The following is a 23,375-nucleotide window of genomic DNA, read 5'->3' as shown; positions in this document are numbered from 1 at the left end:
GTTCGGCGGGAGACCGGATGATCGATAAGCTGGAATTCTTCATAGCCCTTGCCAATGAAAAGCATTTCGGCCGCGCGGCCGAGGAATGTGGCGTTTCACAGCCGACGCTCTCGGCGGCGATCCGCCAGCTGGAGGACCAGCTGGGCGTCATGCTGGTGCAGCGCGGGTCGCGCTTCCAGGGGCTGACACCCGAGGGACAGCGTGTGCTTGAGTGGGCGCGCCGGATCGTCGGCGATACCCGCACGATGCGCGAGGAGATGCGCACCGCCCGCAAGGGTCTTTCCGGTCACCTCCGGATCGCTTCCATTCCAACCGCGCTGGCGATGCTACCGCGGATCACCACGCCGTTTCAGGAGCGGCATCCCGACGTTACCTTTTCGATCGTCTCGCGCAACTCGCTGCAGGTTCTGAGCATGCTCGAAAATCTCGAGATCGATGCCGGCATCACCTATCTGGAGAATGAACCGCTTGGGCGGGTGACGACGGTTCCGCTCTATGCCGAGCGCTACAATCTGATTACCGCCGCCGGCAGTCCGCTTTCAGATCGCGAAACCGTGACCTGGCGCGAGGTTGGCCATCTTCGGCTTTGTCTATTGACTGCGGACATGCAGAACCGCCGGATCATCAACCGGCATCTGGCCGAAGCCGGTGCGACGGCGCATCCGACTTTGGAGTCAGGGTCGATGATCGTGCTTTTTTCGCATGTGCGGACCGGCCGCTGGGCAAGCATCATGCCACGGAATGTGGCCGAATCCTTCGGTTTTCCGGCCGAAATCCGCATGATCCCGATTGTCGAGCCGGAGGCCGATCATCTTGTCGGTCTGGTCGCGACACATCGCGAGCCGTTCACGCCACTCGTCTCTGCGCTGTTGCATGAGGCAAGGATACTCGCGGAGAGCGAAGATCTTCGATAGGAAAAACCTATCAATCGACGGAACAGCTTTATTGATCGCCTGCATGTTCCCTGAGACACTTCCTGTCACAATGTCATACCAAGCTGGGGGAGGCTGGTGTGGCGGCTGAAACGGGAAGCCCTGGGAGGCCTGCCAAAATGAATGCCCATGTCGCCACCGGCGATATTGCCGCGCGCACGCGCGCGATCGTCTCGAGCCTTCGGTCTCTCGAAGGTCCGCTTCTTCCTATCTTGCATGAAGTTCAGGATGAGTTCGGCTATGTGCCGCAGGAAGCGCTTCCTGTGATCGCTGACGAATTGAACCTGTCGCGCGCTGAAGTTCATGGCGTGATGACCTTCTACCACGACTACCGGGATCATCCGGCCGGGCGCCATGTTCTGAAACTCTGTCGGGCCGAGGCCTGTCAGTCGATGGGGGGAGACGCCATGGCTGATCGGGTCAAGACGCTTTTGGGTATCGATTTCCATCAGACGTCGCTCGACGGCAGCGTCACGCTGGAGCCGGTCTACTGTCTCGGGCTCTGCGCCTGCGCGCCGGCGGCGATGCTGGACGGCGAGCTTTACGGCCGCGTCGATGACGAGACGGTTGCCGAATTCGTTGCGGAGGTGCGGCGATGACCGTCAAGATTTTCGTTCCCCGCGATGCGGCGGCGCTTTCGCTCGGCGCCGACAAGGTTGCGAAGGAAGTGGCCGCGCAGATTGCTGCTCGCGGTCTCGACGTGAAGCTGGTGCGCAACGGTTCGCGCGGCATGCTGTGGCTGGAGCCGCTCGTCGAAGTCGAGATCGAAGGCAAGCGCATCGGCTATGGTCCGGTGAAGGCAAAGGATGTTGCCGGGTTATTCGAGGCCGGTCTGGTCTCCGGCGGCGATCACGCGCTCTGTCTTGGGGAGGTCGAAAGCCTCCCATTCCTCAAGGAACAGACCCGATTGACCTTCGCCCGCTGCGGTATCACCGATCCGCTGTCGCTTGAGGATTATCAGGCGCATGGTGGCCTGGCGGGCTTGAAGCGTGCCGCTCAGATGGCGCCTGCGGAAATCGTCAAGGAAGTCACCGATTCCGGGCTGCGCGGGCGAGGGGGCGCCGGCTTCCCGACCGGCATCAAATGGAAAACGGTTCTCGACGCTTCGGGGCCGCGCAAATACATCGTCTGCAATGCTGACGAAGGCGATAGCGGTACCTTTGCCGACCGGATGATCATGGAAGGCGATCCCTTCGTGCTGATCGAGGGGATGGCGATTGCTGGGCTTGCGACAGGCGCCACCAAGGGCTTTGTCTATACCCGCTCGGAATATCCGCATGCGATCGCGGCGATGACAGAGGCGGTCGAGATCGCCCGCAAGGCCGGGGTGCTCGGTCAGTCGGTCATGGGCTCGGGCAAGGCTTTCGACATCGAAGTGCGCATGGGCGCCGGTGCCTATGTGTGTGGCGAGGAAACGGCGCTGCTGAACAGCCTGGAAGGCAAGCGCGGTGTCGTACGCGCCAAGCCGCCGCTGCCTGCTCACAAGGGGCTGTTTGCGTCTCCGACCGTCATTAACAACGTCATTTCGCTGGCATCGGTGCCTGTCATTCTCGACAAGGGTGCAGCTTTCTACCGTGATTTCGGCATGGGTCGTTCGCGTGGCACGATACCGCTGCAGATCGCCGGAAACGTCAAGCATGGCGGTCTTTACGAGACGGCCTTCGGCCTGTCACTCGGCGATATCATAGATAAGATCGGCAACGGCACCGCGAGCGGGCGTCCGGTCAAGGCGGTTCAGGTCGGCGGTCCCCTTGGGGCTTATTTCCCGCGGGCGCTGTTCGATACGCCGTTCGACTACGAAGCTTTCGCCGCCAGGGACGGTTTGATCGGCCATGCGGGTATCGTCGTCTTCGACGACAGCGCCGACATGCTGAAGCAGGCGCGGTTCGCGATGGAATTCTGCGCGGTCGAGAGCTGCGGCAAGTGCACGCCCTGCCGCATCGGCTCGACCCGTGGCGTTGAGACGGCAGACAAGATTGCCCAAGGGATCGAGCCGGAGAAGAACCGGGCGCTCCTCACCGATCTCTGCAACACGATGAAATTCGGCTCGCTCTGTGCCTTGGGCGGCTTCACCCCATATCCGGTCATGAGTGCGATGACGCACTTCCCGGACGATTTCGCTCCAACACCCCTTATCGAAGCGGCGGAGTAAAGACCCATGTCTCTCGTTCATGAAATTGACTACGGAACGCCGGCTTCGAAATCCGGAGCCATGGTCACGCTGACCATCGACGGCCGCGAAATCACCGTGCCCGAGGGTACGTCGATCATGCGTGCGTCGATGGAAGCCGGGATCCAGGTTCCGAAGCTCTGCGCTACCGATATGGTCGATGCCTTCGGTTCCTGCCGTCTCTGTCTTGTCGAGATCGAAGGACGCAACGGCACGCCCGCATCCTGCACGACGCCGGTCGCTTCCGGCCTCGTCGTTCATACGCAGACGGGCCGCTTGAAGGATATCCGTCGCGGCGTGATGGAACTCTATATCTCCGACCACCCGCTCGACTGTCTGACCTGCGCCGCCAATGGCGATTGTGAACTGCAGGACATGGCGGGTGCCGTCGGCCTGCGCGACGTTCGCTACGGCTATGAAGGCGACAATCACGTCAAGGCGCGCAGCAATGGCGAGATCAATCTGAAATGGATGCCGAAGGACGAGTCGAACCCGTATTTCACCTATGACCCGTCGAAATGCATCGTCTGCTCGCGCTGTGTGCGGGCCTGCGAAGAGGTGCAGGGTACCTTCGCGCTGACGATCGAGGGGCGTGGCTTCGGATCGCGCGTTTCGCCCGGTATGCACGAGCATTTCCTCGATTCCGAATGCGTTTCCTGCGGCGCTTGTGTGCAGGCCTGCCCGACGGCGACGCTGACCGAGAAGTCGGTGATTGCAATCGGCCAGCCGGAGCATTCGGCGGTCACCACTTGCGCCTATTGCGGCGTCGGCTGCTCGTTCAAGGCGGAAATGCGCGGCGAAGAACTGGTGCGCATGGTGCCGTGGAAGGACGGCCAGGCAAACCGCGGGCATTCCTGCGTCAAAGGCCGCTTCGCCTATGGCTATTCGACCCACAAGGATCGCATTCTCAACCCGATGATCCGCGAGAAGGTCTCGGATCCCTGGCGGGAAGTCACCTGGGACGAGGCGTACGCGCATGTGGCCTCCGAGTTCAAGCGCATCCAGTATCAATATGGCCGCGAAGCGGTTGGCGGCATCACGTCGTCACGTTGCACCAACGAGGAGACCTTCCTTGTTCAGAAGCTGATCCGTGCCGGCTTCGGCAATAACAATGTCGATACCTGCGCCCGCGTCTGCCATTCGCCGACCGGCTATGGTCTCGGTCAAGCCTTCGGCACCTCGGCCGGTACGCAGAATTTCGACAGCGTCGAGCATTCCGACGTCGTGGTCGTCATCGGTGCGAACCCGACGGATGGCCATCCGGTCTTCGGCTCGCGGCTCAAGAAGCGGCTGCGTCAGGGCGCCAAGCTGATCGTCATCGATCCGCGCCGCATCGATCTTGTCAGAACGCCGCATGTCGAGGCTGCCTATCACCTGCCATTGAAGCCGGGCACCAACGTTGCCGTCATGACGGCGCTGGCGCATGTCATCGTCACCGAAGGCCTGTTCAACGAGAGATTCATTCGCGAGCGCTGCGACTGGTCGGAATTCGAGGATTGGGCGGCCTTCGTTTCGGAGCCGCAGCATAGTCCTGAGGAGACCGAGAAATTCACCGGCGTTCCGGCTGCCGATCTGCGTGGTGCAGCCAGGCTTTATGCGCTCGGCGGCAATGGCGCGATCTATTACGGCCTCGGCGTTACCGAACACAGCCAGGGCTCGACGACCGTCATGGCGATCGCCAATCTGGCGATGGTAACAGGCAATATCGGCCGTGAAGGCGTTGGCGTGAACCCGCTGCGTGGCCAGAACAACGTGCAGGGTTCGTGCGACATGGGATCGTTCCCGCACGAGCTGCCGGGTTATCGCCATATCTCTGATGATGCGACGCGCGATGTCTTCGAAAAGCTGTGGGGCGTAAAGCTTAACAACGAACCGGGCCTGCGCATTCCGAACATGCTGGATGCGGCTGTGGATGGCACCTTCAAGGGGCTCTACATCCAGGGTGAGGACATCCTGCAATCGGACCCCGACACCAAGCATGTCGCTGCCGGTCTGGCGGCGATGGAATGCGTTGTCGTCCAGGATCTCTTCCTCAACGAGACCGCCAACTACGCGCATGTCTTCCTGCCGGGCTCGACCTTCCTGGAGAAGGACGGAACCTTCACCAATGCAGAGCGGCGCATCAACCGCGTGCGCAAGGTGATGACCCCTAAGAACGGCTATGCCGACTGGGAAGTGACACAGAAGCTCGCGCAGGCGATGGGGCTCAACTGGAACTACAAGCATCCGTCCGAAATCATGGACGAGATCGCGGCGAGTACGCCGAGTTTTGCGATGGTGTCCTACGACTATCTGGAAAAGATGGGCTCGGTTCAGTGGCCGTGCAACGAGAAGCATCCCGAGGGATCGCCGATCATGCATGTCGACGGCTTCGTTCGCGGCAAGGGCAAGTTCATCCGCACGGAATATGTCGCGACCGACGAACGCACCGGCCCGCGCTTCCCGCTGCTGCTGACCACCGGCCGTATTCTCAGCCAGTATAATGTGGGAGCACAGACGCGCCGCACCGAGAACGTTGCCTGGCACGCAGAAGACCGGCTGGAAATCCATCCGCATGATGCCGAACAGCGCGGCATCCGCGATGGCGACTGGATCAAGCTGCAGAGCCGCTCCGGCGACACGACGCTCCGGTCGCTGATCACCGAGCGCGTTGCGCCCGGCGTTGTCTACACGACCTTCCATCATCCGACGACGCAAGCCAACGTTATCACCACCGACTTCTCCGATTGGGCGACCAACTGCCCGGAATACAAGGTGACGGCGGTGCAGGTTTCGCCCTCCAACGGGCCGACCGAGTGGCAGCTCGAATATGACGAGCAGGCCCGCCAGAGCCGCCGTATCTCCGGCAAGATGGAGGCCGCGGAGTAATGTCCGAACGGCACACACGCATCCCCGTCAGCCGCATCGCCCGCAAGGGCGGTGTGGTGATGCCGGGCGAGCGCATCGTGCCGGAAGAGGTGCCGATCGCCTTTTCCTATGGCGGCAGTTCGCATGCCGTCATGATGGCGACGCCCGATGATCTTGAGGATTTCGCCGTGGGCTTCAGCCTGACGGAGGGGATCATCAGTTCGATGGCGCAGATTTCCTCGATCGAGACCGTCGATAGCGAGATGGGCATCGATGTGCAGATCATGCTCGCGGATGATGTCGAAGACGCTCTGCGCGCTCGGCGCCGCAGCATGGCTGGACCCGTCGGGTGCGGCCTATGTGGTATCGAATCGATCGAGCAGGCCGTTCGCAAGGTGCCGGATGTTTCCGGTTCTCCCTTGGCACTGACGCATGGCGATATTGTGCGCGCTGCAAACCTGCTCAACGAGGCGCAGCCGCTGCATCGCGAAACCCGTGCCGTCCATGGCGCAGGCTTCTATATTCCTGGGCAGGGGCTCTCGGCCGTTCGCGAGGATGTCGGGCGGCACAATGCGCTGGACAAGCTTTGCGGCGCAGTGATCCGGTCGGGCAATACTGGCATCGGGGGTGCTGTCGTGGTTACCAGCCGCATCTCTGTCGAGATGGTGCAGAAGACGGCAATTCTCGGCGCATCGATCCTGATTGCGATTTCGGCGCCGACGGCACTCGCCATCCGCACGGCCGAGGACGCCGGGATGACGCTGGTCGCCCTGGTTCGTGGCGATGATTTCGAGATTTTCACCCATCCTCACCGCATTTCGCCGGAAAGCATCGCCGATGTCGCATGATACGCGTTCCAAGCTCGTCTACATGGCCAATCAGATCGCCACTTTTTTCAAGACCCAACCCGCCAGCGAAGCTGTCGAGGGCGTCGCAACACATATCAATAAATTTTGGGAGCCGCGTATGCGGCGGCAGTTTTTTGAAATTCTGGACCAGGAAAACAATGGCTTCGATCCTTTGGTGATCGAGGCCTCTTCCCTGATCCGCAAGCCCGAGCCGGCGGAGCCTATCCGGCACTAAACATCGTTTCGCGCGAGGGGGGACGCAGGTTGTTTTTGCCTGTTCGAGCGCGATTCATGTCAGCAAGGTCAGATCCAGGAGGAACTCATTCATGACCGCAGCGGATACATCAGGAGCAGGGGTACTGGCGGGCGCTGGCCTGCTTGATCGTGAGCGAATTATTGCGCAGCCGGGGTTCAACCGCTGGCTCGTGCCACCGGCCGCACTCGCCATTCATCTGTGCATCGGCATGGCATACGGCTTCAGCGTGTTCTGGCTGCCGCTGTCTAAATCTCTGGGGATCAGCGCTTCGACGGCCTGCCCGGATCTGACGCTGGCTTCGGCTCTTTTCACCACGACCTGCGACTGGCGCGTCGCCGATCTCGGCTGGATCTATACGCTGTTTTTCGTGCTCCTCGGCTGCTCTGCGGCCATCTGGGGCGGCTGGCTTGAGCGGGTCGGTCCGCGCAAAGCCGGTTTCGTCTCCGCCTGCTGCTGGTGTGGTGGTATTCTCGTCGCTGCCGTCGGCGTCATGACCCATCAGCTCTGGCTGATGTGGCTCGGCGCCGGTGTGATCGGCGGCATCGGCCTCGGTCTCGGCTATATCTCGCCGGTTTCGACGCTGATCAAGTGGTTCCCGGACCGTCGCGGTATGGCGACCGGCATGGCGATCATGGGCTTCGGCGGCGGCGCGATGATCGGCGCTCCGCTCGCAAATCTGCTGATGAACTACTTCAAGACCGACACGTCGGTCGGTGTCTGGCAGACCTTCGTGGTCATGGCCGTCATCTACTTCGTCTTCATGATGGGCGGTGCCTTCGGCTACCGCATTCCGCCGGCCGGCTGGCGTCCTGAGGGCTGGACGGCCCCTGCTGCCAAGAGCAGCATGATCACCACCAAGCACGTGCACCTGCGCGATGCGCACAAGACCAAGCAGTTCTGGCTGATCTGGGCGGTTCTCTGCCTCAACGTTTCCGCCGGTATCGGCGTTATCGGCATGGCATCGCCGATGCTGCAGGAAATCTTTGCCGGTTCGCTGATCGGTCTGCCTGACGTCGGCTTCGCGCAGCTCGATGCGGGCCAGAAAGCATCGATCGCAACAATCGCGGCGGGCTTTGCCGGTCTGCTCTCGCTCTTCAATATCGGTGGACGCTTCTTCTGGGCCTCTCTGTCGGACAAGATCGGCCGCAAGAACACCTATTATACGTTCTTCCTGCTTGGCATTGTGCTCTACGCTGTGGCGCCGACGCTCGCCGACATGGGCAACAAGGCACTCTTCGTTCTCGCCTTCGGCATTATCCTGTCGATGTATGGCGGCGGCTTCGCGACGATCCCGGCCTATCTCGCCGATATCTTTGGTACGCAGTTCGTCGGCGCCATCCATGGCCGTCTGCTGACGGCATGGGCGACTGCCGGTATCGTCGGCCCTGTGGTCGTCAACTACATCCGCGAGGCGCAAATCTCGGCGGGCGTGGCGCCTGGACCGGCGCTGTATACCGGCACGATGTATATCCTGGCTGGTATGCTGGCACTCGGCCTGATCGCCAACCTCTTCGTCCGGCCGCTTGCAGACAAGTGGTTCATGTCGGACGCAGAAGTGGCATCGCTGCAGGCCAAGTCGGCCGCTGCAAGTGCAGGGCCGAGCGGCTCCTTCGGCATTGGCCGTGGCGGTTTCGACGCCAAGGCAGCACTTGCCTGGGCCGTCGTCGGCATTCCGCTGCTGTGGGGTGTCTGGGTGACGCTGAAGGCGACGTTTGCCTTGTTCGGCTGATCGGGACCTTGGTGGATCTAAGGAAAGGCACGCATCTCAACGCGTGCCTTTCTCATGAAAAAGGCGCCTCCGGGGAGAGGCGCGAATTCTGGAGTTGGGCGCTTTCACCACCAGGCCGCATCCGGCCTTTCGCGCCGGACACGGTCCCGGGGGAGGAGGTCAGCGCATCGCGATGACCATGCGGCAGAGCTTGACGAGGCTTGCCTCGTAGCCGCCCGAGCCGAGAATGTCCCGGCAGCGAAGCTTTACCTTGGCGCGCTCGGCTGCCGACATGTCATTGTAAGAGTAGGCCGGCCCATTCAGACCACGTGGCCCATTCGAGCCATTGGGATCTCTCGGCCCGTTCGGGCCATTGGGCCCATTAGGACCATTAGGGCCGGTCGGATCATCCGGATCGATGCCCGGCACACCGAGGGCGATATCGACCAGCGTGTTGCCGCCCAATCCAGCTTTCGCCCTGGCGCTGACGAGGCCACTACCGCCGACATTGGCTTTGACGTCAGCATTCAGGCCTTTGCTGCCGCCGACGCTTGCTGTCGTGCCGACTCCGAGCCCTTTTGTTCCGCCGCCGATGCTCGTCTTGCTATTGATGCCGCCGGATCCGCCAACGGATGCGTTGACGCCAAGTCCACCCTTCGATGTGCCGCCGACGCTGGCATTGACGCCGCTGGAGCCGCCGATGGACGCGCTGAGGCCGCGCCCGCCATTGTTGCCGATGCTGATGCCGTTACTGCCGCCTATGCTAAGGCCGCCGCCACTGCTTTTGCTGCCGCTGCTTGTGCTCCCGCTGCTTGTGCTCCCGCTGCTCGTACTGCTCTTGGAGCCGCCGCTGAGGGCGTTTCCGAGGCCGCCGAGAAGGCCTTCGGCGCTAGCTTGGGACGGCATGATCAACGCTGCACAGCTGATGGCGAGTACAGTGATAGCCGATTTGTGATACTGCATTTCCAACCTCCAAAAGCGATTCCGCCAGGACCCCATGCCCAGGCTTGGAAATCAAAATCGGAAGCGCGCGCTTTCCGTATCGGATAACAGCAACCAAAAGTGGTTGTCAGGTCTCCGATCGATACAGTATCATAATATACGTAGATTCTAATATTGTGTAGGAGTTTCGCGCTAAGGTTGGTTTTGGCTACGTGTACAGCTAAGAAGCTGTAAACGAAATCGGCAAGACTGCGTCTATAATATTTTTTATTGCGTAATTTCTGGAAAGTGCCGAATTCTATATTGATTGTTTTTATTATGGTTTCGAAGAATTTCCTTGCCTGAAAGCATACGTGGCTATTCTCGCAGAATAGCTGCGAAGGACGAGGCGTCAAATCGATACTTGTCTATGATGATATTCTAATTCAATCAAAAATTAGGGGTGGCGGCTGGTTTTGGCAGCACGCCTTGCTTGCAGAGATGCAAAGAAAAACCGGCCCTGCAAGCAGAGCCGGAGTGCAGGTGTGCCTGAGTGGAGATCAGAATTCTTCCCAGTTGTCGGCGGCCGGTGCGGCTGAACCGTGCGCTCTGGCAACACGGGAGACAAGCTGCAGGGCCGGAGAGGTATGTCTCGCAGCTGGACGATGCTGCATCTCGTTGCCGAGGCGGAACTGGCTGAGCAGGGCTCTCAGCACCTCTGCCTCGGAGGTCAGCTTGTGGCTTGCTGCGGTGCTTTCCTCGACCATGGCGGCATTCTGTTGTGTCGCCTGGTCCATCGAATTGACAGCCTGATTGATTTCCTTGATGCCTGTCGCTTGTTCGCGTGATCCTTCGACAATGGCCGCGACATTGGTATTGATGTCGGCGACTTGGCTGACGATCTCTTCGAGCGCCCGTCCAGTCTGGCCGACGAGATCGACGCCATTCTTGACGAACTCGCTGGACTGGTTGATCAGCGCCTTGATTTCCTTGGCAGCACTTGCCGAGCGCTGGGCGAGTTCGCGCACTTCCTGGGCGACGACGGCAAAGCCCTTGCCGGCTTCCCCGGCGCGTGCGGCCTCGACACCGGCATTCAGCGCCAGCAGATTGGTCTGGAAGGCGATATCGTCGATGACGCCGATGATGTTGGTAATCTCGCGGGACGACTGCTCGATCTGCCCCATTGCCGAGACTGCATTGCGCACGACGATACCGGATTGCTCGGCGCCATGCTTCGTCTTGGCCACGAGCTGACCGGCCTCGCCGGCGCGGTGGCTGGAGTCGTTGACGGTGGTGGTGATCTGCTCCAGTGCGGCGGCCGTCTCTTCAATGGACGCGGCCTGCTGTTCCGTGCGTTTCGAGAAGGAATCGGCTGCCGCACCGATCTCGTGAGACCCGGCGGCGATCGCGGCCGTGTTCTCGCCGATCGTCACCATCGTATCCCGCAGCTTTTCCAGCGCGGTGTTGAAATCGTGGCGCAATTGCTCCATCGATGGGACAAAGGCGGTATTGACCGTCTGCGTCAGGTCGCCCTCCGCGAGATGTTTCAAAGCGCTGCCGAGCTGGCTGATCGCGCTCATTCGCTCGGTCACGTCGGTGGCGAACTTGACGACCTTGTAGACGCGGCCATCGGCACCGATGATCGGGTTGTAGGCGGCCTGGATCCATATCTCCTTGCCGCCCTTGCCATAGCGAACGAACTCGTTGGCGATGAACTCCCCGCCTGCCAGCCGCCGCCAGAAATTGGCATAGTCTTCGGTGCGGGCATAGGCCGGATCGCAGAACATGCTGTGATGCTTTCCAGCGATTTCGGAGAGGCTGTAGCCCAGGCCTTTACAGAAATTCTCGTTGGCCGTCAGGATCTCGCCGTTCGGCTTGAATTCGATGACAGCCTGAGACCGGGAGATCGCATCGAGCTTGCCGGCGTCGTCGATCGCCTGACGCTTGGCCGCGGTGATGTCGGTGGCAAACTTGACGACCTTGAAGGGCTTTCCGCCCTTGAGCACGGGATTATAGGTTGCCTGGATCCAGATCTCACGGCCGCCCTTTGCCAGCCGCTTGTAAGCGCCAGCATCATGTTCGCCGCGGCCAAGCCGGGTCCAGAAATCGCGGTATTCCGCGGTTGCGACCAAGGCCGGATCGCAGAACATGCTGTGATGTTTGCCGGTGATCTCATCGAGACTGTAGCCGAGCGCCCGGCAGAAGTTCTCGTTGGCCTTCAGGACATTGCCTTTCAGATCAAATTCGATAACGGCTTGAGATTTCGAAATGGCATCAAGAATGTATTTTGCATCGGAAGATAAACCCAGCATCCCCGTTCCCCAATCATGTGCCGACGCTCTCGCCAGGCAAAGTTGATGAACTTACAGCTTTTGGATTTGAGGCCGGATTAATCGCGCTATACGCGAAAATCGCAACTATCAGAAATCGTAATACTGTCAGTTCGCAACCCATGATGATGGTGTGAAGGTTAATTTAGGGTATAAAAGAGATTGCTAATAAGATTTGTTTTTACGCCAAGTTCTTATGGGTGATTTCTACTGGGCACAAAAAAGCCGCCTCGACGGCGGCTTTGATTTTGTGTGGCGCTGCCTTCCGTTAGGCGGCAACGAGTTCTTCGGCTTCGCTTTCCTTGAACATCTTCGCGAGGTTCAGGAAGCAGATCATGCCGTTTTCGGAGGCGATGATACCTTCGCAATAGGCGCGATCGAAGGAGGCGGTGACCTCAGGAACGGGCTGAACCTGGCCGGAAGAGATCGTCAGGATGTCCGAGACGCGGTCGACGAGCATGCCGATGACCATGCTGTGGACTTCGGCGACAACGATGGCGCTGCGCTCATTGGCGACCGTGCTCTTCATACCAAGCTTGTAGGCGAGGTCGATGATCGGGATTACAGAGCCGCGCAGGTTCATCACGCCGATGACATCCGACGGTGCATGCGGGATCGGGGTGGAGGGCGCCCAGCCACGGATTTCGCGGATGGTCGTCGTCTTCACGCAGAATTCCTGATCGTGCAGCCGGAAGGCAATGATCTCGAGCGTGTCGCCACTGAAACTATTGGAATTAATGGTGCTCATTAGAAATCTTCCCAATTCTCGTAAGCCAGAGCGGCTGCGCCGCCATTGGCGCGAACATTCGTTACGCGTTGACCACGTGGCGTTGCGCGTGCGGCAGGCGCTTCTGTGGCTTTGGTGTTGAGCTTAGCGAAAGAGTGTTGCGCAAATCTAAATTGCGACAGCAGCACCCGGAGGTTTTCGGCTTCCTTCGAGAGTTTGCCGCTGGCAGCCGTGGTCTCCTCAACCATAGAGGCGTTGTCCTGCGTGACCTGATCCATCGCGTTGACAGCCTTGTTGATCTCCGTCAGCCCGGTAGACTGCTCGCGGGCAGCTGTAACGATCGCCACGACATTGCCGTCGATCTCGGTGACCTGCGAGACGATCTCTTCCAGAGCGCTACCGGTTTCACCGACCAGCGTTACGCCGCTCTTGACGTGTTCGGACGAGGCGGTGATCAGCGTCTTGATCTCCTTTGCCGCGTTCGCCGAGCGTTGGGCGAGTTCGCGGACTTCCTGCGCGACGACAGCAAACCCCTTGCCAGCTTCGCCGGCACGGGCAGCCTCGACACCGGCATTCAAGGCCAAAAGATTGGTCTGGAACGCGATTTCGTCGATGACGCTGATGATGTTGCTGATCTCGCGCGACGAATTGGCGATCTGATCCATGGCTCCCATCGCCTTGCGGACGATGCTGCCGGAATGGCCGGCGCCAAGCTTCGTCTTGGCCACCAGGTCGCCAGCCTCACCGGCGCGCTTGGCGCTGTCGGCCACTGTCTGGGTGATCTGCTCAAGGGCGGCGGCTGTTTCCTCAACGGTTGCTGCCTGCCGCTCCGTCCGTCTAGACAATTCGCCGGCAGCGGTCGTCATTTCGCGGGAGCCATGCGCGATGGCATCGGTGTTTTCAGCAACGGTGCGCATGGCGCCGCTCAGACGTTCAACAGCGCTGTTGAAATCGACGCGGACCTTGTCGAGAGCCGGAAGGAATGGGGTCTCAATGGCGCCGGTCAGGTCGCCGGCGGCAAGGCGCGTCAGTCCTTCGCCGAGCTCATCGACGGCCTGCACGCGGCTGGTGATATCGGTCGCAAACTTGACAACCTTGAAGACGCGACCGTTCATGTCGAAGATCGGGTTGTAGGACGCCTGGATCCAGACGACCTTACCGCCCTTGCCGACTCGCTTGAACTCTTCGGCAACGAACTGGCCGGCGGCAAGCTTGGTCCAGAATTCGCGGTAGGCAGGCGAGGCCGTATAGGCCGTTTCGCAGAACATGCTGTGATGCTTTCCGCGGATTTCATCCAGGCTGTAGCCGAGGACGGAAAGGAAGTTTCCGTTTGCGGTCAAGATCTCGCCGGACGGGGTAAACTCGATGACGGCCTGTGCCCGGGAGATCGCTTCGATCTTGCCGATGGCATTTGCCGAATCGAGCTTGGCCGCGGTCACGTCAGTTGCGAACTTGACGATCTTGTAAGGCTTGCCGTTGGAGAGCAGGGGATTGTAGGTCGCCTGAATCCAGACGTCCCGGCCGCCCTTGCCGATGCGGCGGTATTCGCCGGAATCGAACTGGCCCTTGCCGAGCTTGGCCCAGAAATCCTTATAGGCCGCGGACGCGACATAGTCAGGATCGCAGAATATGCGGTGGTGTTTGCCGGCGATCTCCGAAAGCTCGTACCCGAGCGTCCGGCAAAAGTTTTCGTTGGCCGTCAGAATATTGCCCTGCAGGTCGAATTCGATCACGGCCTGCGATTTGTTGAGCGCCGAGAACATGGCCTTGGCGTCGGAACCTGAAATAACTGAAAATAGCGGCATCGTCGTCCCTCTAAGGACTGCAGCACTCCAAAGCGGTGCGGGGCGAGGGCGATTGCCAAAAACAGGCACACAGATCGCCGCGCCTGCGGCGCATTCGATGCGGCAGGTCAGATCTCAAATAAAGCTGAAAACCCGGACGCTGCCCCCACAATGCGCCCGGGTGTTTCTGCTGAAATAATATGATTAGTTAGATTAAAAATGAGTAACTGACTGAATATACTGATGTATATTAGCGTTTAATGCGTGAGTTCACGCAAACATACTTCGTGTTGGTTGCGGCCTCCGAAGAGGCCGCTCACCTCAGGTAATTGTCTTCTCGATTTCGGAGACGGCCCATTCGACCTGGTCCTTGGTGATGACCAGCGGCGGAGCGAGGCGGATCGTGTGCTCGTGCGTATCTTTGGCGAGCAGACCGCGCTCCTTGAGACCGTAGCAATACTGGCGCGCGCCACCTGCTTCGGGCTCGAGTTCGATCGCTAGCATCAGGCCGCGGCCACGTACGTCCTTGACGATGTTCGAGCGGATGGAGCGCAGACCTTCGAGGAAATAGTTACCCATCTTCTCGGCATTCTCGATCATGCCTTCCTCAGTGAGCACCTTGAGCGCGGTGCGAGCCACGGCGCAGGCGAGCGGATTGCCGCCGAAGGTGGAGCCGTGCTGACCGGGCTTGAGGACGCCAAGGACCTCGCTGTTCGAAAGAACGGCGGACACCGGATAGAAACCGCCGGAGAGCGCCTTGCCGATCAACGTCACGTCGGCTTCGATGCCTTCGTGCTCTTCCGCAAGCAGCTTTCCGGTGCGGCCGAGACCGGTCTGGATCTCGTCGAGAATCAGCGTGACGTTGTGCGTGGTGCAGAGCTCGCGGACGCGCTTGAAATAACCGGCCGGAGGAATGATGACGCCGGCCTCGCCCTGGATCGGCTCGATCAGCGCGCCGACGGTGTTTTCGTTGATCGCCGCGGCAAAGGCTCCGGCATCGCCGAAGGGGATGGTGCGGAAGCCCGGCGTGTAAGGTCCGAAGCCGGTGCGTGCATCCGGGTCGGTCGAGAAGCTGATGATGCTGAGCGTCCGGCCGTGGAAATTGTCGGAGCAGACGATGATCTCTGCCTTGCCTTCCGGCACGCCCTTCACCTCGTAGCCCCATTTGCGCACGGCCTTGATCGCCGTCTCGACGGCTTCGGCACCGGAATTCATCGGCAGGATCTTGTGCGATCCGGTCAGTGCCGCCAGCTCTTCGTAGAGATGAGCCAACTGGTCGTTGCGGAAGGCGCGGGAGGTGAGTGTCAGCTTGCCGGCCTGTTCGACCATCGCGGCCAGGATCTTCGGATGGCAATGGCCCTGGTTCACGGCGGAGTAGGCCGAGAGGCAATCGAGATAGCGGTTGCCGTCGGTATCCCAGACGTAAACGCCTTCTCCGCGGGTCAGCACGACGTCGAGCGGCTTGTAGTTATGGGCGCCAAGCCGCTGTTCGGTGGCGATCAGGTTTTCAGATGCGTTCATGGCTGGTTCCCTCGGATTAGGCGGCGCGGGTCGGACGATCGAAGATACGGCGGCCGAAAAGGCTGGCGGTCAGTTCGACAAGAACGCGGGCGCTCTTGCCGCGATCGTCCAGAAACGGATTGAGTTCGACGAGATCGAGCGACGATACGAGGCCGCTGTCGCAGAGCATCTCCATGACGAGGTGCGCTTCGCGGAATGTCGCTCCGCCCGGCACGGTCGTTCCGACGCCCGGGGCAATATCGGGATCAAGGAAATCGACATCAAGGCTGACATGCAGGAGGCCGTTGGCTTCTTCCACCGCAGCGAGGATCTGCCGCATGATAGGTGCGATACCCTGTTCGTCGATCGAGCGCATATCGAAGACGTTGACGCCGTGCTTCTTGATCAGCTCGCGTTCCGGCGCATCGACCGAACGGATGCCGACCTGAAAGACGTTGCGCGGATCGACCAGCGGCCGGGCCTTCGGAAGAACTTCGGCGAGGTCAGCCTGACCGGTGAAGAACGCGACCGGCATGCCGTGAATATTGCCGGAGGGCGAGGTTTCCGGCGAGTTGAAATCCGAGTGGGCGTCAAGCCAGATGACAAACAGCGGGCGGCCCTGTTCGGCGGCATAGCGTGCCATGCCGGAGACGCTACCCATCGACAGGGCGTGATCGCCGCCAAGGATCAGCGGAAGGCGGCCGGCAGCGGCCGCTTCATAGGTGCTCGCTTCCAGCGCCCGGGTGAACGCGCCGATGATCCGCAGATTGTGGGCCTTCGGATGATTGGGCAGGTCTCGAGCCGGCACGATCTGCAGGTCGCCGTCGTCCTTGACGTCATGACCGAGCTCGATGAGCGTCTGGTCGATCCCTGCGATGCGAAGTGCTGCCGGGCCCATTGCGGCGCCCCTTCGGCCGGAGCCTTCTTCCAACGGAACGCCAATGAGGGTGACTGCGCGCGATTGAACGTCCATTCCAAGCTCCGGATTTCGAGTTTCGAGCTGCATATTCGGCTATTGCCGCGACGACAAAAAGATGGAAAATTGCCAAAATAAAATCAACATTGTACAAATTGCTCACACCATTCGAGCAAAGTGAAAATCATGGACGACCTCGATCAGGAACTGCTCAGCGCTCTCAGACACAATGCAAGAACGCCGGTATCGTCACTAGCGGCGATGACGGGCGCCTCACGGGCGACCGTTGCCGCGCGGATCGACCGGCTTGTTGTCAATGGCACGATCGCAGCCTTCACCATCCGAACGGGGCATGAAGTGCGCTCGGCGGGCGTCCGGGCCATCATTCTCATCGAGGTTCTCGGCAAACTGGCCGACAAGGTTGCCGACCAGCTGCGCGGGTTGCCTCAAGTGCGTGCCTTGCACAGCACCAATGGCAAATGGGATTTCATCGCCGAACTCGAAGACCGGGATCTCGTGTCCTTCGACGAGACGCTGCGGCGCATCCGTCTGGTCGACGGCATCAACGTGACGGAAACCAACATCCTGCTGAAAACCAGCAAGACGATTTTCTAGGCCGCGCGCGTCAATACTCGCGTTCGTAGACGACGCCTGCTTCACCGGCGCCATTGCCGCCCGCTGCACCGCGAAGCTTGACACCGCGGCCGACATCAAGATTGATGATCGCCTTGGCGCCGGCCGCGCCGCCTTGCTGCAGTTCGAAATAAGTGCGCTCGTTGAGATAGCGGCCGACGCTGACGCTGGTTTGGCCCTTTTCGTCGGTGCTAATGTCGAGATCATCGACGCCAAGCTGGTTACGCAGGCCCTCGAAGAGCGAGGTCGACCGGCCACCGGCGAGCTGGCTGACTGCATCCGCAAGCTGAGCGATCTGCACCGGCGAAAGCTTTGACATCGACTGCCCGAAGATCAACTGCGCCAGGACTTCATCCTGCGGCAGGGCCGGTGACGACGAGAAGGTGATGGCCGGGTCGGTCGCCAGACCACCGACATCGACCGTCAGCGTCGTCGTGCCCGAGGTCGAGCTTGCCTCCATATCCAAAGCAGGGGTCAGGTTGCCTGCGAAAGTGATGCGGCTCTTGTCGGTGAAGTTCATTCGGCGGTTCAGGATCGTCAGGCGCCCACGCCGCATGGTGAAGCCGCCGGAGACGATCGGGGCTGCTGCCGTCCCCTTGATGGTCAGACTGCCGCCAAGCTCGGAATCGATGCCGCGGCCACGAACGAAGATCTGCGACGGCGCATTGAGCTGAAGATCGAGCGTGATCGTCGAAGACTTTTCGCCAGGCTTCGGCGGGTTTTCGTCGCGCAGTTGCTTGAGCACCGCGGCGGGCGCGTGGATGTGCCTGATGTCGATTTCGCGCAGCGAGGTCGGCAGCTTTTCCGGCACCGTGACGGAGGCTTTTTCCAGATCGAGGCGTCCGCTCAAGGTCGGGTTGGACAGCAGCGGACCACGCAGACCGACGGTACCATCGACTGTCGCGACGACGAGCGTGCCGTCGACATAGACGGCCTTGTCCAGCTTGACGTCGATATTCACCGGATAGTCGCCATTCGGCTGAATGCCGATCGTTCCGGTGGCCGAGATTGCGCCGCCGCTTGCCAGATTGGCGCTGAAGCGCGAGATCGTCGCCTGCTGGCCGTTCATGGTAATGCTTGCAGCCAGATTGTTGAGAGCCAGGTTGCGGCGAACGTCGACCAGCTTGGCGCCACTGGTGTTGACGCTGCCGTTGAGAACGGGACCACCGGCATTTCCGGTAATGCGAAGATCGATATCCGCCGCGCCTTCGGCAACGAAGCCTTGCTGGGCGAGCTGCGCGTCGAGAATGGCGAAGGGCAGGTTGCCGTGGAACTGAAGGTTCAGTGCCTTCTGCCCGGTAATGCCAACACTGCCGCCACCCTTCATCGACAGGCCGCCGTCGCCGGAAAGGCCGGTATCGATCGTCAGCGTGTTGCTGGCAAGCTTTCCATTGGCGGTGATGCCGAGTGGCGCAAGGCCAGCGCTCTTTGTCTGACTGGTCTGCGCATTCTTCCAGTTGAGCTTGAAATCGACATCGGGGATCGGAAGCTTGCCCGCGGCATTGGCGCTGCCCGAAATTGCCCCTTCGGCATCAAGATTGGGAACGAAGGCGTTGGCGATGCCGGCCGGCAGATTGTTGATGTCAGCGTCGGCGCGCAGCGAATTCGCCTGAGGACCGGCAACCTCGAAGCTGCCCTTCGCCTTGACCGACAGGGAACCGCTGCCGTTGGCGTTGACGTTGAAATTCAGCGTATTACCAGAAAGTCGGCCATCGGCCGTGACGCCGAGACCGGTAACATTGGCGGCCTTGGTGTGACTGGTCGCGGCGTTCTTCCAGGCAAATTTGAAATCGGCCGCCGGATTGGGGAGCTTTCCGTAAGCTCTGGCGGTTCCGGAAATCAGTCCTTCGGCGCCAAGGCCCGGCACGAAGGGGTTGGCAAGGCCGGCTGGCACGTTGGTGACGTCGGCATCGACCGAAAGCGCGTTGGCATCGGGGCCGGAAACGGCGAAGTTGCCAGTTGCCTTCAGCGACAGGCTGTTCTTGCCGCTTGCCGCCGCGTCGAAATTGATGCGGTCGTCAGCGAACTTGCCCTTGGCGGTGACGTCGAAGCTGGCGAGCTTGGCTTTCTTCGTCTGATCCGTCGCGGCATCCGTCCATGTAAGGTCGAAGTCGGCATTTGGTCTCGGCAACTTGCCGGAGGCCTTGGCCGTTCCGGATATCAGACCCTCGGCGCCAAGGCCGGGAACGAAGGGATTTGCCAGCCCGGCCGGTACATTGCCGATCGTGGCATCGACGGAGAGGTTGTTCGCATCGGGACCGGCAACGGTGAAGCTGCCCGCTGCCTTCAGCGATAGGCTGTTCTTGCCGCTTGCTGCGGTGTCAAAATCGAGCTTGCTATCGGCAAACTTGCCCTTGGCGGAAACGTCGAAACTCGCGAGCCCCGCCTTTTTGGTTTGGCCGGTCGCCGCATCGGTCCAGGTCAGGTCGAATTCGGCGCTAGGGCGTGGCAGCCTGCCGGAAGCCTTGCCTGTCCCTGAAATCAGTCCTTCGGCGCCAAGGCCCGGAACGAAGGCATTTGCCAGCGAGGCCGGGGCGTTGCTGATATCGGCATCGACTGTCAACGTATTCGCTTCGAGCCCTGAAACGACGAAGTTGCCCTTGGCTTTCAGCGCCAGGTTCTTTGCGCCGGTGGCGTCGACGTCGAAGGCGAGCTTGTTGTCGGCAAAGGTGCCGGTTGCGCCGATGGCCAGTTTGGCAAGGCCGGCCTTCACAGTCTGGCCGGTTGCGGCGTCTTTCCATGACAGATCGAATTGCGCAGTGGGGTTGGGGAGCGTGCCGGATGCTTTGGCGGTGCCGGATATGACGCCGGCGGCACCGAGATCGGGAACGAAGGCGTTGGCGAGCCCCGCTGGCACGTTGGCGATTTCGGCATCGACCGACAGGGCCTGGGCATTGGCACCGGCGACCATGTAGTTGCCTGAGGCCTTCAAGGATAGTCCCTTGCCGCCATCTGCGGTGGTTTCGAAATCCAGTCTGTTGTCAGCGAGCTTGCCGCTTGCGGCGATCGCGAAACCGGAGAGGCCGGCGGCCTTGGTCTGGCTTGTCGAAGCGTCCTTCCAGTCGAGCTTGAAGTTCGCGATCGGGGCCGCCGGGGTGCCGGTTACCGTGACCGTGCCGGAAATGCTGCCTGCCGCCTCGAGCTTCGGGACGAAGGTGTTGGCGAGGCTGGCGGGAAGGTCCTTGATCGTCGCATCGATATCGAGTGTTTCTCCGGCCGAGCCCGAAACGCTGACCGAACCCTCACCGGTGCGGATCGTCAGGCCATCCAGCTTTGCGGCACCACCGGCGATCGTTACGGCGGTCGGCGCAGAAAGCTCTACGGCAATATTCAGCGGCTTTGCCGACAGCCGGTCGAGCTCGATCTTCATGCTGCCGTCGTTGGTTTCGACTGCGCCGGCGGCGACCAGCGGATTGGCGTCGTAGACGGAGGTTAGATCGAAATTGGTGCGGTTCTGCTGCTGCGTGAAATTGACCGCCAGGCCGCTGATGGTGTTGGCGCCCGAAGAAATCTCGTCGGCCTTGATGATGCCGTTCGCCGCAAAAGCTTTCAGATCGCTGACGGTGATATCGATATCCGGCTTCACCAGCGACAGGCCGTCGCGCCTGATGCCGCTGCCGCTGGCCTTCGCCTTGATGGAGATTTTGCCACCGTCATTGGCGATGTCGAAGGCCCCCTTCAGATCGCCCTCGGCACGTTGTCCTGCCAAGGCTGCCAGCAGGCCGACATCCGGAAAATCGAAATTCAGCTTGCCGCTCGGCAGGAAGGATGGCGTCAGCTCGATGTTGCCGGTCAGCTTGTTGCTGCCGGCATCGATGGAGATCGACGGAATGCTGGTCGTCCCGTCTTTCGACTGGACGTTGGCATTGATCGCCAGCGGCTGGCCGTCGATCGCACCTTTGGCGCTGACCGTCGCCTGCGGCGCATTGGGATCAGCGGTCCCGGAGAGGTCCACGTCGAGACCGGACAGCGTACGGCCTGCGGTCTGGAGGGCCGCGGACTTCAGGTTCGCCTTGATGGCGAGCGCGGTGAGCGGGCCACTGATATTGGCCGTGTAGGCCAGTTCGCCGCCGGTATCCTGAACGAGCTTGCCGATATCGGGAAGCCGTCCGCTGAGATCGGCCGCCAGCGTATCGCCGTCGAGGGTGACGTTGCCGTTGGTTTCCAGGCTGCCCGATTTCACCACGAGGTTCGACAGATTGATCTTCGAAGGGATCGTGCCTGCAACCTGTGTCTCGATCGAAATCGGCGTGTCGAAACGCGGCGCGATCGCCACCGGGAGGGCCGCCGGTTCGATCGTCAGCTTGGCATTGCCTGTGAGCGCCTGGCTTTCGAGCCTGTAAGTGCCGTTGACGCTGCCGCTGGCATTGGCGCTTTCGAATGTCGTGCCGTTGAAGCCAATGCTATCGGGCGCGACCTGCAGCGGGGCTGCCAGCGTGACCGGCCCCTGGACCGCCCGGTTGACGTCGGGATTGATGAAGGCCGTATCGCCGGCCACAAGACGGATCTGCACGCCGCCGCTTTTCTTGGCGATGTTGAAGGCATCGCTCTTGGCCGTCAGCTTGACGTTGCTTGCCGTGGCCTGGGGAACGGTGATCGCGTCCAGGGATGCGCTGGCGTTCAGCCGGGCAGCCTTGGCGTCGCCGGTCAGGGCGACATTGAGGCCGCTGACCAGCAGGCGGGCTTCACCCTTTTCGAGCGGCCAGCGGAAATCGACCGGGCCGGACGTGCCGAGAACATTGGCATTCAGGCTGTTGTTGCCTGCCGGATCGAGCGTGCCGGAGGCGGCGATGACGACGCTTCCGGTGGCGATGTTGCCGGTCTGGATGTCGATCTTGCCCTTGTTGTCGAAGGTGGCCGCGAGGTCGATATTCGTCTGCCCTGCAAAGAGCGGGCGGAAGGGTGGGGGCAGGAGCGAGCTCAGATCGCCGCCGCCTTTCAGGTTGATCTGGTGAAGCCCCTCCGGCGTCAGCACATGCTGGCCTTCGATCGAAGCGCGGGGCTGTCCATCGAGGGCCGCCAGCAGCTTGGCCTTCCAGTTCGAAATCGGACCGTCGCCATCGATCGACAGATTGACGGATGGATCGCCCGGCAGCGACAGCAACGTCGCCATCACGCCGCCCTTCGGTTCGGCAAGCTGAGCCTTGAGGCGAAGGTGGTTTTCCTCGGGCATGAAGGCAACGTCTGCGTTCAGCTTGGCGTCCAGCACCGACTGGCGATTGACGTTGAGAACCGCGTGGCCACCGCTCTGATCGGCCTGCAGATTGCCGCCCGCGACCAGCGTGAAGGCGCGGCCGACAAGCTGCTCACTGAGATTGATCTGCGGCAGCGCGATGTTGTCGATATCGATCTTGATGGGCAGCTTGAAGCCGGCTTCTTCGCCGGTATCCGGCGGCGACGGCAAGGTGCGCACCGGCTTGCGGACGACGGTGATCGACTGGATGCCGATCTGCTTGGCGTGGAACGTGCCGGTCAGCAGCGCCAAGGGATTCCAGTTGATAGAGATTCCTCTCGCTTCGGCGAAAACACCACGGGTGTCCGATATCGTGATCTGTGCAGCATCGAGGCCGCCTGTCAGCAGGCTGCCAGGCTCGCGGATCGAGACGTTCATGTCCCGGTTGGAGATGATCTCCGCGACCTTTTCGGTAACGATGCGTGAGCCGAAGGAAGTGAAGCCGAAAATGACGATCGCAATCGCGGCAACGACAAGCACGAGGCCAAGGCCATAGCCCAGCAGCCTTACAATCCAGTTCATGAGTTTCGTCAGTGCTTGCATGAAGGCGGACACTATCCCGTTCGCATG

At 60.9% G+C, this 23,375-nt stretch carries 15 protein-coding genes; 8 read left to right on the top strand and 7 right to left on the bottom strand.

The window, feature by feature from the left end; genetic code table 11:
* The first annotated feature begins 17 nt into the window (after window positions 1–17).
* The 7 genes from J2X43_RS18965 (at window position 18) to J2X43_RS18935 (ending at window position 8,782) form a co-directional block, all read left to right on the top strand.
* Window positions 18–914 carry a LysR family transcriptional regulator gene (locus tag J2X43_RS18965; protein WP_112385753.1) on the top strand — a complete coding sequence of 299 codons (897 nt, stop codon included), beginning with the start codon at window positions 18–20 and terminating at the stop codon, window positions 912–914.
* Between the two features lie 137 nt (window positions 915–1,051).
* A complete protein-coding gene (locus tag J2X43_RS18960) occupies window positions 1,052–1,531 on the top strand; it encodes a formate dehydrogenase subunit gamma (RefSeq protein ID WP_310296252.1) in 480 nt (159 codons plus the stop codon).
* Window positions 1,528–3,084 carry an NADH-quinone oxidoreductase subunit NuoF gene (locus tag J2X43_RS18955; protein ID WP_310296250.1) on the top strand — a complete coding sequence of 519 codons (1,557 nt, stop codon included), beginning with the start codon at window positions 1,528–1,530 and terminating at the stop codon, window positions 3,082–3,084. The genes J2X43_RS18960 and J2X43_RS18955 overlap by 4 nt, the downstream gene beginning before the upstream one ends.
* A gap of 6 nt (window positions 3,085–3,090) precedes the next feature.
* Complete coding sequence (gene fdhF / locus J2X43_RS18950) at window positions 3,091–5,970, top strand: formate dehydrogenase subunit alpha (RefSeq protein ID WP_310296248.1); 2,880 nt, start codon at window positions 3,091–3,093, stop codon at window positions 5,968–5,970.
* Window positions 5,971–6,029: 59 nt separating this feature from the next.
* A complete protein-coding gene (gene fdhD / locus J2X43_RS18945) occupies window positions 6,030–6,797 on the top strand; it encodes a formate dehydrogenase accessory sulfurtransferase FdhD (protein ID WP_405049625.1) in 768 nt (255 codons plus the stop codon).
* A complete protein-coding gene (locus J2X43_RS18940) occupies window positions 6,787–7,032 on the top strand; it encodes a formate dehydrogenase subunit delta (RefSeq protein ID WP_310296244.1) in 246 nt (81 codons plus the stop codon). The genes fdhD and J2X43_RS18940 overlap by 11 nt, the downstream gene beginning before the upstream one ends.
* A 91-nt stretch (window positions 7,033–7,123) precedes the next feature.
* Window positions 7,124–8,782, top strand: a complete 1,659-nt coding sequence (locus tag J2X43_RS18935; RefSeq protein ID WP_310296242.1) for an OFA family MFS transporter — start codon at window positions 7,124–7,126, stop codon at window positions 8,780–8,782.
* Between the two features lie 159 nt (window positions 8,783–8,941).
* Here the strand turns inward: J2X43_RS18935 and J2X43_RS18930 are convergent, their stop codons facing one another.
* From J2X43_RS18930 to rocF, 6 genes are all read right to left on the bottom strand, one after another.
* Window positions 8,942–9,724 carry a hypothetical protein gene (locus tag J2X43_RS18930; RefSeq protein WP_310296240.1) on the bottom strand — a complete coding sequence of 261 codons (783 nt, stop codon included), beginning with the start codon at window positions 9,722–9,724 and terminating at the stop codon, window positions 8,942–8,944.
* Window positions 9,725–10,242: 518 nt separating this feature from the next.
* Window positions 10,243–11,994, bottom strand: a complete 1,752-nt coding sequence (locus J2X43_RS18925; RefSeq protein ID WP_310296238.1) for a methyl-accepting chemotaxis protein — start codon at window positions 11,992–11,994, stop codon at window positions 10,243–10,245.
* A 286-nt stretch (window positions 11,995–12,280) separates the two neighbouring features.
* Window positions 12,281–12,760: a chemotaxis protein CheW gene (locus tag J2X43_RS18920; protein WP_112385744.1), complete on the bottom strand. Its 480-nt coding sequence runs from the start codon at window positions 12,758–12,760 to the stop codon at window positions 12,281–12,283.
* A complete protein-coding gene (locus J2X43_RS18915) occupies window positions 12,760–14,544 on the bottom strand; it encodes a PAS domain-containing methyl-accepting chemotaxis protein (protein ID WP_310296235.1) in 1,785 nt (594 codons plus the stop codon). The genes J2X43_RS18920 and J2X43_RS18915 overlap by 1 nt, the downstream gene beginning before the upstream one ends.
* A gap of 300 nt (window positions 14,545–14,844) precedes the next feature.
* On the bottom strand, window positions 14,845–16,044 hold the full coding sequence (gene rocD / locus J2X43_RS18910) for an ornithine--oxo-acid transaminase (RefSeq protein ID WP_310296233.1): 1,200 nt from the start codon (window positions 16,042–16,044) through the stop codon (window positions 14,845–14,847).
* A gap of 16 nt (window positions 16,045–16,060) precedes the next feature.
* Complete coding sequence (rocF, locus tag J2X43_RS18905; RefSeq protein ID WP_310296231.1) at window positions 16,061–16,996, bottom strand: arginase; 936 nt, start codon at window positions 16,994–16,996, stop codon at window positions 16,061–16,063.
* Between the two features lie 129 nt (window positions 16,997–17,125).
* Between rocF and J2X43_RS18900 the strand changes: the two genes are divergently transcribed.
* On the top strand, window positions 17,126–17,554 hold the full coding sequence (locus J2X43_RS18900; RefSeq protein ID WP_310296229.1) for an Lrp/AsnC family transcriptional regulator: 429 nt from the start codon (window positions 17,126–17,128) through the stop codon (window positions 17,552–17,554).
* Window positions 17,555–17,564: 10 nt separating this feature from the next.
* Here the strand turns inward: J2X43_RS18900 and J2X43_RS18895 are convergent, their stop codons facing one another.
* Complete coding sequence (locus J2X43_RS18895; protein ID WP_310296227.1) at window positions 17,565–23,348, bottom strand: translocation/assembly module TamB domain-containing protein; 5,784 nt, start codon at window positions 23,346–23,348, stop codon at window positions 17,565–17,567.
* Window positions 23,349–23,375: the final 27 nt, after the last annotated feature.

This window comes from Rhizobium sp. BE258, from assembly GCF_031457345.1.
Classification (GTDB): domain Bacteria; phylum Pseudomonadota; class Alphaproteobacteria; order Rhizobiales; family Rhizobiaceae; genus Rhizobium.
The sequence above is the reverse complement of the archived record's forward strand: the minus strand, read 5'-3'. Positions and strand labels throughout refer to the sequence as shown.